Source organism: Psychrobacter halotolerans (assembly GCF_039680845.1).
GTDB lineage: Bacteria > Pseudomonadota > Gammaproteobacteria > Pseudomonadales > Moraxellaceae > Psychrobacter.
Genome location: NZ_JBDKWD010000001.1, coordinates 383,718 through 394,689, shown reverse-complemented (window position 1 = coordinate 394,689; position 10,972 = coordinate 383,718). Strand labels below are relative to the sequence as shown.

At 41.8% G+C, this 10,972-nt stretch carries 7 protein-coding genes and 1 pseudogene; 6 read left to right on the top strand and 2 right to left on the bottom strand.

The features are described from left to right. The first annotated feature begins 370 nt into the window (after positions 1–370). From AAJP47_RS01670 to AAJP47_RS01660, 3 genes are all read left to right on the top strand, one after another. Positions 371–2,725, top strand: a complete 2,355-nt coding sequence (locus tag AAJP47_RS01670; RefSeq protein ID WP_346716169.1) for a sensor histidine kinase — start codon at positions 371–373, stop codon at positions 2,723–2,725. Between the two features lie 36 nt (positions 2,726–2,761). Next, positions 2,762–3,700, top strand: a complete 939-nt coding sequence (locus AAJP47_RS01665) for a response regulator (RefSeq protein ID WP_346716168.1) — start codon at positions 2,762–2,764, stop codon at positions 3,698–3,700. Between the two features lie 708 nt (positions 3,701–4,408). After that, positions 4,409–4,849, top strand: coding sequence for a hypothetical protein (locus AAJP47_RS01660; protein ID WP_346716167.1), 441 nt, complete (start codon positions 4,409–4,411; stop codon positions 4,847–4,849). A gap of 394 nt (positions 4,850–5,243) precedes the next feature. On the opposite strand, the gene AAJP47_RS01655 is transcribed toward AAJP47_RS01660, so the two are convergent. Further along, complete coding sequence (locus AAJP47_RS01655; protein WP_346716166.1) at positions 5,244–5,708, bottom strand: MgtC/SapB family protein; 465 nt, start codon at positions 5,706–5,708, stop codon at positions 5,244–5,246. A gap of 366 nt (positions 5,709–6,074) precedes the next feature. Here AAJP47_RS01655 and AAJP47_RS01650 point away from each other — a divergent pair, with 366 nt between their 5' ends. Together AAJP47_RS01650 and AAJP47_RS01645 are read left to right on the top strand one after the other, a co-directional pair. Beyond that, the gene (locus AAJP47_RS01650) at positions 6,075–6,398 is read left to right on the top strand and encodes a CsbD family protein (RefSeq protein WP_346716165.1); all 324 of its coding nucleotides are present in this window, start codon (positions 6,075–6,077) and stop codon (positions 6,396–6,398) included. 447 nt (positions 6,399–6,845) lie between these two features. Further along, positions 6,846–7,322, top strand: a complete 477-nt coding sequence (locus AAJP47_RS01645) for a CinA family protein (RefSeq protein WP_346716164.1) — start codon at positions 6,846–6,848, stop codon at positions 7,320–7,322. Here AAJP47_RS01645 and AAJP47_RS01640 read toward each other — a convergent pair. Continuing rightward, positions 7,319–8,007: pseudogene (locus AAJP47_RS01640) on the bottom strand (DUF421 domain-containing protein). The gene AAJP47_RS01645 and the pseudogene AAJP47_RS01640 overlap by 4 nt on opposite strands. 729 nt (positions 8,008–8,736) lie before the next feature. Here AAJP47_RS01640 and AAJP47_RS01635 point away from each other — a divergent pair. Then, positions 8,737–10,941, top strand: a complete 2,205-nt coding sequence (locus AAJP47_RS01635; RefSeq protein ID WP_346716163.1) for a TonB-dependent receptor — start codon at positions 8,737–8,739, stop codon at positions 10,939–10,941. Positions 10,942–10,972 lie beyond the last annotated feature (31 nt).

Sequence of the window (10,972 nt, the reverse complement as noted above, 5' to 3'; positions counted from 1 at the left end):
TATTTTATGACACGGAACTGATATAAGTTTTCTGACGTGTTTTGCCTTTGCAGGCAAGGGCGGCAAAAAATGCATCTCCGTTCCGCCGTAGCGTTTTTATACCGAACTCACTATACGATACGATTAATACATGCCCCATGCCTAATCAGAATGAAGAATGAAGCATATGAACCTATAGACAGTTCAAATTAAGATCGATACATTTGCTGGTTTCTGTCAATTTGTGTGACTTCTGTCACTTTGTTGTCATAACAGACTCGTATGCTTGAGCCATTATAAATAGTTGCTTCGTCAGTCTTTGTCGTCACTTGCTAGTAGGTTGTCGATACAAGATAGGGCAGAAAGTAGCACGTAAAGATAAGGTGTTTTTATGAAGGGAGCTGGGCGGCTCGGCAGTATCACCACACGTATGCTGATTATTTTAGCAGTGGCTTTTGCACTCATTATTATGATGGTGTACTGGGTCATTGAAACGCAGGGAAAGCCGCGCATATTGGCGATGACCTCAGAAACCGTGGTTGAAACGGGCAACGAAGTCATCAATAGCATCATGACGAGCATCAATCACGTGGACGGATTGGCCAAAGCCAGCAGTGCGATCGCAGGCGGGTTGCCAAAACAAGATGCCCTATATAATGTCGCTTTTGACAACCTCATGCGCCAAACCGATCAAAGAATTGTGGGCGGCGGCGTGTGGTTCGATCCCAATATGTATGTTGAGGGACGAGAGCGTAAGTCGTTCGTGTGGGCACGTGACCGATCGGGCACGATGCAGCAGACCGACCGCTACAATCAAGTCAGCCAAACGCCCAATGCCTATTATCGAGACTGGTGGTATATCCCTGCGATGTATGCCAGTCATGACCACTGTGTATGGAGCCGCGCCTATTTTGATCCGGTCAGCAATCAGCCGATGATGACCTGTGCCAAAGCGTTATATGGTAGCCGTAACCAAACCTTTGATGGGGTAGTCACCTTCAATTTGCTGTTAGATAACCTCGGTACGGCCATGCAAAAATGGCAAGAAAAGGTCGGCGGCTATATGTTCTTAGTGGATTTGGACAATCGGTTTTTAACCTTTCCTGATCAAGCCCTCGTTACCCAAACGACCAAAGACAACCCTCAAGGTGAAATGGTCACCGCGCAACAATTTGCTAATAGCAATCCCAGCTTTGCCCCTATCGCCAATAGTCTTAACAAGGTGAATGAGACGCTTATTGATGACGCGATTGCCAAAGATGAGAGTCGCTATACGCTCGCGGCGCGCAGTATTTTGAGTACCACCAATTTGGGCAAAATTAGTGAGCAAGAATCCAAACTACTCTCAGCATTACTCCTGTTAAACGTCGATCAAACCTTTAATTTGGTAGACAGCCATCTGGTTGACACTATCGATGTACCCAATGATTTTGTCCTACAACAGCCAGCGACCGCTTTCGTCTTTCGCATGCCATTTACGTATTGGAAAATGGTCATTGTCAAACCAAACAGTGACATGATGAGCGTTGCCAATGCGCTATCCAATCAGCTGATTCAGGCAATGCTATTGGGCTTTCTACCGATTTTGCTACTGACTGCATGGGTGTTCCGTCATTATTTTACGCAGCCGCTAAAGCGTATGGCACTGGCGGTAGCTGATATGGGGACTTTGGTTGAGCAAAAACAATATCAAAAACTCAGCGCCCACAAGCTGCCGCAATCCAATGTGAGTGAGATTCAGATCATTAGTGAGCAAACCAACCATCTGATTGACCGCGTCGTCGAAAACGAAGGGGCGCTTGCCGAAATCAACGTGCATCTCGAAAAGCAGGTAGCCGCTCGTACTCAAGATTTACAGCAAGCAATGGATGAGCTAAAAGCCTCGCAAGTGCAACTGGTGCGCTCTGAAAAAATGGCCACACTGGGTCAAATGGTGGCAGGCGTGGCGCATGAGGTCAATACGCCACTTGGCTATGTGCGTAGCAACATGGAGCTGGTCGGTGACAATCTGATGCGCTTTGATGAACTGATTGCTCACACTGACGCGTTATTACAAGCGTTGAAAGCGCCTCAGGCCGAGCAAGCTCAGGTGACGCAATTGATTGACCAAACTTTGCAATGTTGTGAAGAAATCAAAGAGGACGAAGTCAGTGAAGATTTAGCAGGTCTGATTAAGGATGGCTTGTATGGGGTCGATCAGATTGCAGAGTTGGTCATTAGCTTGCGAGATTTCTCCCGAATTGATGAATCCAAAGTAAAAGACGTCGATATCAACGAGTGTATCAATACGTCCTTAGTCATGGCACGTAACAATCTTAAGGGCATGGAGATGACGACCGACTTAGCCGCGCTGCCTCTGGTTCAATGCAATCCGTCTCAGATCAATCAAGTACTGCTGAATCTGTTTAATAATGCCGCTCAAGCCATCGCCCCTGATCGTAAAGGCGAGCTGCACATCACATCCTCCATCAAGGAAAAGCAGCAGCAAGTTGTGGTGCAAGTCACGGACAATGGTGAAGGCATCAAGGACAGTACTCTGGCCCGTATCTTTGAGCCGTTTTTTACCACCAAAAAAGCGGGAGATGGCACTGGTTTGGGATTGGCTATCAGCACTCAAATCATGGAGCAGCATGGCGGTAGCATCACAGCCAGCTCAGTCGTCGGAGAGGGTACTACTTTTACTATTACGCTGCCGATACAGTCTCAAGCTCGTGACAATAAAGCCGCAAAAACTTTGTTCGAATAGTGAGATATTTCCCACAACTTATTTAAAGAGAGCGTCATGCAAAAACCAAAAATTGCCTTTATCGATGATGAGCCGCGCATTTTACGCAGTTTAAAGATGCATTTTCGTCAGTCGCATGACGTATTTACGACCACAGATGCAAGCGAGCTCATGAAATACGTGAGCGAGCATGAGGTACAAGTGGTCATTAGTGATCAGCGTATGCCAGACAAGTCGGGGACTGAGGTGCTGCGTGAGGTCAAAGAGGCCTCGCCAAATACCATACGTATCTTATTGACAGGCTATGCTGATCTCAATGCGGTGATTGATTCGGTCAATGAAGGCGAGATTTATCGTTATATCACCAAGCCTTGGCAAAATGATGAGCTCAAAAAAGTCGTCAATAAGGCCACAGAAATCGCTCAGCAAACGCAAGACATTGCGCAAGAGGGCAGTGAAGCAGAGGACATCCAAAATCATACCGCCCTGAGCAGCAATACCAAACGAAACATATTGGTGCTGGATGATGATGAAGAGGTTTATCAGCAAATGAAGCAGTATTTTAAGAATACTTATACCGTCAGTTGGGCCAGCAATCTTGAGCAAGCCGCGAAGCTATTACAGAAAAAAGATTTTGGCGTCACTATTACCGATGCCATGCTCAACCAGGAAAATATCACGCCCATCGTTTATGCGTTAAAAAATATCCAGCCCAACCTAATGGTCATTATGTTGACTGAGTTTAAAGACGCGCACATGGTGATTGATTTGATCAATAAAGGTCAGGTATACCGTTGTTTGCCAAGACCGACCAACTTTTCTATCATGAGTATCAGTCTTGATCGCGCCTTTCAGCATCACGAAAAATTGGTTCAGCAGCCGATATTGGCAGCACGGCATCATGTGGACGCCGTGTCAGAGACGGAATCTTCTTTATTTTCTGACCGATTAAAAGGGTTCTTTACCAAATTTATAGGTTGGCGTTTTAGTCGATAATATCATGCAAGTAACCGCAACTCGTGGCGGGGTGTCAAACCTTATAAACATATCGTTGCCCCCGACACGATATAGTCAATCCTAAGTAAAGCCGATTCTAAATAAAACAGATACGTTATCTTATGACGCGGAACTCATATAAATTTTTTTGGCTTACTGTGCCTGCGCCGACAGAGGCCACGCAAAATTTAACTTAATCGCACTGTATTGGTCTTATCGTGAATCAATTATAGTTGGGGTTGCTATGCCGTAAAACTCTATCTATAGTTAATCTATTTTAAAAAGAGTACGGTTCTACTGGGATGAATGTTACGAAACATCTGTTACGCTCCGAACAGCCAGTGAGGAAAGTTTATACCAGTAGAACGTGGTCACTGTATGTACCACGTTTATTCTAGATTAACCATATCTTCTGTATTCACTTTTTTTCATTTGATTTTACCAATCCAGCATAAATATTCAGCAATTCATAAATGGTTACAATATAAATAATTTATATTCTTAAAAAAGAATGCATAAACCTATATAGGTATAACCCTTTACATTACTAACGTTATTATTAATAATTCATTAAAAGTTAACAAAAACCTCCTAGTAGTTATTGGCGTCAATAATTAAATTGGTTCAGGTAATTCTTAAATTTCATAACCAATTCATTTCTAATTAGAAACATTTTCGATTTAGAAAAACTTAATTAAGGACATCACAATGAATAATATAACCTCAAACAACGCGCTTCGAAGTAAACTATGGATCGCGTTAATGGTCAGTGCCATTGGTCTTAGCGCTTGTAGTAGTGAAGTAGAAGAAGCACCAGATAGCACTATCGACGCTACTGAGACACCCGTTGATACAGCGCCTACCAGTACTGAAGTAGGAACCGACACTGCGATGGGTGAAACCACAACGATGGGTGAAACGACCACGGATACGGGTATGATGGATACTGATAGCCCTATGGATCCAGCTGGCACCGCCACTACTGGTACTGCGACGACTGGTACTGCGACGACTGGCACAGCCACAACTGGTACGATGACTGGCACTACTACCGATGGCATGGCGGATGGTTCAGTAACTGATGACACGACAATGGTAAATGAAGACAGTACTACTCTAGATCAAGCGCCAGCAGAAAGTGTGCAGTAGACCATAATCGAACTATAATTATGGTAAATGTATAGTAAGAGCATGATAAAAAAGAGTCAGCGTGGCTGGGGTGAATTATTTGTTACCTGTGTCAGCAACGACATAGTGAGTAAGAAAGATTTGTTCCAGTGACGCAGTGCCATATAACGTTTTGTCTCGGTTTTATTCGTGCTGACGGTGTTTGTTATAGTAAGAAAGAGACTTTTCTTACTATAACGGGCGCCGTTTTTTGTGCTGTTTGATTCGGTATTTTAATAAGTAATCCATTTTCCTATACGGTTCTCGGTATTCTACAAAAACCTAAGCGGCTTATATTTTGCTTGCGGTTCGCCAGCGTGACAGAGGTCGCTAAAACTTATCTCAGCAATCCTGTATCGGTTTTTAATTAACTTGATTATTGCTCCTTATCCTTACTTTCATGTCTTTTGCGCCTCAAATTTGGTTTGAATGGTGTTGAAAATTGAAGGATCAAAAAACCAACGACAGACAATATAATGGCTATCTCATAACGTCCATAAGCGACGGAGATGCCAATGGCCGCGGTATTCCACAGTCCTGCCGCTGTAGCCGTGCCTTTTGCCCCATCCTCGTCCTTAAAAATAGCGCCACCACCGATAAAACCCATACCTGTGATGATGCCGTACATGATTCTTGCTTCCGCATCCGCTCCATGATAGATATCCATTCCAACCAGCATAAAAGCACATGAAGCAATGGTTACTAAGGGGAAGGTTCTAAGTCCTGCGCCATTGTCTTCAAGCTCGCGATTCAGTGCAATGGGTAATGACAACAAAAAAGCAATGCCCAATTGAAAGGCATGGTAGATCAATATTTTTAGATTAATATCAAATTCGAACATAATTTTTCGTCTATTAAAATGAAGAACCAGTAAATAATAAAAACCAATTTTTAATCATAAAATTTACCACTAAAAATTTCAATATATAAATATAACTTAATCAAAGAGGTTGGTTATTAACAGATATTTATTTATTAATAAAATTAAATAAAAAACCACTATTTTTAAAATTATCTATAACCATTATATATTAATAACATAAGTCGATTTAAAGAAACAATAACGTTATTATTTTAATAATACATTAAAATAATAAACAGTGCATATACAGATAATTGTTCATAGTTACTTTATATTGTGTTTATCAGTTAAATTTTTATAAAGACTGATATTAAAAAACCCTAATAGAGATAAAGGAAGATCGCTATGAATAACCAAGGTGTAAATAATCAAAACATGAACGAACAAACGATGGATGACCAATACAAGGACAACCAAAGAATGGACGATACCAATATGACCAATAACAACATGAACGATACCGGCATGAACAGTCAAACCTTAAAAGGTGAATGGAATCAAATGAAAGGGGCTGTGAAACAAAAATGGGCCGATCTGACAGATGACGATATGACCCATATCGAAGGTGACCGTGATAAGCTGGTTGGACGTGTACAAGAGCGTTATGGCCATTCAAGAGAAGACGCTGAGCGTGACGTAGACGATTGGCGCCGCGAAAATCAATACTAAGGTCAGCTTTTTTAATAGATCTTTTCTTATCAATATATAAGTCATATGTTGATAGAAGCGTAAGATAATAAAAGACCGCATTGTAATAAGATGCGGTCTTTTTCTCTTTAAACGGTTAAATATAGGATAAATAAGAAATTCATATTAGGTAGGTAATATAGTCTATTCTAAATAAAACAGATATATTATTTTATGACGCGCAACTACTATAAATTTTTCTGACTTGCTGTGGCTACGTGGCTACGCTGATAAAGGCATCAGAAAATCAGTCCCATTCTCGCTGTGCTTTTTTATATTGGAATGACTATATATTAAAAACCATACTGAGCTACTGACATGAGTCTCTTCTATTTTGGACTAATTATATCGATCTGTTTTTATTATCCATTTTTTTACAAAGGTATTTTGATAGACAAGGAATAGCGTTTATTTTGTTAGGGAGGGTTTATGTCTAATAGCTGTGCAAAAGTATTGGCTGACAAAAAGTTGACAGTGGTTTTTATTGAAAGCGCGACCGCCGGGTATTTGTCTCACCGGTTTTCTGTTTGCCCTTATTCAGGTGACGTATTGATGGGCGGGTTGGTGTGTTATGACGCTTCACTCAAAAAAAACGTTCTTGGTATCTCAAGTCAATTGATTGAGCAATACACCCCTGAGTCTCTAGAAGTCACTCTTGAGCTGGTTAAAAAGTCACGAACGGTGTTTGACGCTGATTTACACGTTGCATGTACCGGGTTATTAAAGCCTGGTGGTTCAGAAACTGAGGAAAAACCAGTTGGTACGTTTTTTTATTGTATTGGCTACGGGGGTGAGATTTATGATTTTCGCTGTTTTTGTAGTGGCCCCTCTGAGCAAAAACTACGCAGCATAAACAGTCTTATTTGTAAGAGCATGATTGAGGTGGTAACGAGCGCCGATGATTAGTTCACTATCTTAGTATTGAGGGCTTTAGTCCAACCGATAGAAACATCCTTACAACGACTACAAGCTTGGCTAAGCGCTGAGATGTGTTCGACATAACCGCAATGCATGCACGCATAGGGCTGGTTGGGCTCTATTGTTTTGGCTACTTGGAACTCTTTAGGGAAGATTGGCAGACCATAGCGAGTTTGCTCAGGTGGGAATAATAATATGCTAAATTCTCCATCGGTTTCGAGCAAGCCTATATGCACTTGTCCTAAATGACGTACTCCTTGTTGCCGCATTTCAGTGAAAAACTCATCATGAGACATTCTGCCTTTTTCGACATCTTCCAACACCAACAAACCATTCTCTACAATATAAGTAGGCTTGCCTTCTCTTCTAATAACAGCTCAAATAGTTTATGTTTTGAGGAAAACCACGTGCATAGTCTATAAAGTAGCAGCACAATACTCATGATGAGTACCGCTTGAATGAGCGGTAAATCCTCGGTAAACATCGGGTCGCCAGCGATAGAGCCTAATGACAAGATAATGGTCAATTCAAAAATAGTGAGTTGGCGAATGCCGCGTTTGCCTGTACATCGTAATAACAGAATAATCAGGCCAAACATGATGGTCGTACGTATGACTATTTCAGCAGCAAAAGACCACGTAGTGTCATAAATAAAAATACTCATCCAGTCCACTTTTATCCTCCTATGGTTATTTTCTTTTTTAAATCTCTCTTCTCTAAAAATTATAATTTGAGTTTTTAAAGAGAATAGAAGCCGTTCAAAAGAAAATCGATACGTTAATACTTATGGGCGACTTGGATGAATTTTTTGCCGTCTCTGTCAGCAATTCTCTGTCAGCAATAGAATAGTCAGCAATAGAACAGTCAGCTGCTTCAATAACTGCTTAAGAGATTTTAATACAAAAATTGGCAAGTTGTTTATTATTAAGTAGGAGTAAATATTTAATAATGTATTTCTATGTAATATATTCAGAAATTGTTATGAATATCAATGATTAAATAATCCTTATGCCATAGGGTATAAGATGGGTTTTTCTATTAATAAGCACTAATGAGAATTACAATTAATATACGCAAATATTTGAGAACGTTTGACAATAGTTCAATCAGAGCGGGACAGTAAGTTGTTAGGCCAGTTCTGAACATCGAACACGCAATCTCTACCATTTCAAACAATCATTGACAACACAAATAATAATGATTATTATTTGCATCAATATTTTCACTATTATTTAATTTAAGTATATGAAAATAAAGCTTTTATTTGGTACTTATCCTTAGATTTTATTTCGCTTTGCATGATCCGGTCTGGTCACACCCGCTTTTTAGCAGTATAAAAATAGCGTTTATAAACCTTTGATACATTTAATTTAACGATGACAGTTCAATTTTAGGAAGAGCGATGAGCGGTTTTACTCAAAAAAAGCAGTTTTTTTATGTCTTAAAAGACAAGAAAGTTTTATTGATACTGATGCCTTTGTTATTGACGCCAGCCGCTTATGCAGAAGACTCGGTGATGAGTGAGTCCAGCTCACAGCAAGAACAGGAACCAGAGAAAGAGCAACAGGCGTTGCCTGAAACCACATTGGCTCCGATCATCGTAACCGCATCGCGCTCAGACGTAGAACGCGAAAAATCGCCGCAGACAGTACAAATCATTGAACAAGAAGAGATTGAGCAGCAGCTACAATTGTCCTCCAATTCATCTGATGTGCTGAGCAATTTATTGCCGTCTTACACCCCAAGTAGAGGGAAGATGAATGGCAGTGGCGAGACGCTAAGAGGTCGCACGCCCCTGATTTTGATAGATGGCGTGCCACAGTCCAATCCGCTGCGACCAACAGGCAGAGAGGCGCATTCTATTGATTTTTCAATGGTAGAAAGAGTGGAGGTTGTACAAGGTGCAAATGCCACCAACGGCATGGGTGCCACAGGTGGCGTCATCAATATCATCACCAAAAAACCAAAATCTGGCACTGCCAATCAGCATGTTGGTATTCAAGCAACCGTGCCTACGGATACGGTTAACTCCGATACTTTTAGTTATAGAGCCAATTATGGCGTCAATGGTGTCCAAGGCGATGTTGATTATTTACTGTCTTTATCTTATGAAGATCAAGGCAAGTATTTAGACGGAGCAGGCCGTCAAATCGGCGTGGATAACACGCAAGGCGATTTGATGGACTCTCGCATGTACGATGTACTGGCAAAATTGGGCTATCAAATCGATGATGATCAGTACGTGCAAGCCAGCGTCAATCGTTATGAGATAAAAAACAAAAACAACTATACCAGCGTGCCGGGTAACAGAGACGCGGGTATTCCGACGACTTCTATCAAGCAAAAACCACCTGGGGACGCGCCGCATAATGACGTATGGACATCGAGCATACGATATGAAAATACTGATATCGCTGGCATGAAACTCGATGCGATGGTATTCAATCAGGAGTTTGAAGGACTGTTTGGGGCGACCAATTCACCGACCTTTCAAGACCCGAATCTTGCGCCAGAAGGCGAGCTGTATGATCAATCACGCACCAAAGCCTCAAAAATCGGTAGTAAAATCAGCGTCACCAAGGATGATCTGGTACAAGGGCGTCTGAAGGTGACGGGTGGTTTGGACACGCTCTACGATAAAGGCAAACAGGATTTGTACGGCACTGGCAGAACCTATGTACCGTTATCCACCTACACCAGTTATTCACCATTCCTCCAAACTGAAATTGCTGCCACTGATAAGTTAACGCTTCATGGCGGGGTTAGAAGAGAGATTGGGACTCTAGAAACCGATGACTATAGAACCCTGCCGCGCTATAACAATGTGCTGGTCAAAGGCGGTGAATTGGATTTTGAAGAAAATCTCTACAATGCTGGGATCGTTTATTCGCCTACGCAAGATATGTCCCTTTTTGCCAATTACAGTGAAGGGTATTCTATCCCTGATATTGGCCGCGCCTTACGAGCGATTAATACGCCAGATTTGAGTATAAATAATCTCAACCAGCTTAAGCCGATTTTGACAGAAAATATGGAGCTAGGCACACGCGTCACGCTCGATAATACCAATTTGGATTTGAGTGTTTTTGAGTCCAGCTCAGACTTTGGTGATCGCTCGCGTTTTGATCAAGAGACAGGTGCTTTTTTGATGGCTCGAGAAAAAACCAGAATTCGCGGTTATGAGACGAGCATCGCGCAAAATTTCGATGATCATAATTTAAAATTGTCTTATGCCTATACGCAAGGCAAATATGACAGCAATGATGACGGCTCTCTTGATGGCCGATTAGGCGGACTAGACGTTGCGCCGAATCGCTTGATTGCGTCATGGGGCGCAAGATGGAGTGATAAGATCAACACCTATTTGCAAGTCAATCATGCATTCGATCGCAATTTTGACGGTCAAAATTTGGACTTTGATGGTTACACCTTAGTAGATGGTTCCGTCTCCTACGAGTTGCCTAAAGGGGTTGCCAATCTTTCGGTATCTAACCTTTTGGATAAAGACTACATCACCTACTATTCACAAAGCGCCCTTGCTGATGCAGATCGCTATTTTGCAGGTCAAGGTCGCACCGTGAGCGTTGGCTATTCGGTAGATTTTTAGTTTATATAAAAGCGTATAGGGCAGTGCGTGC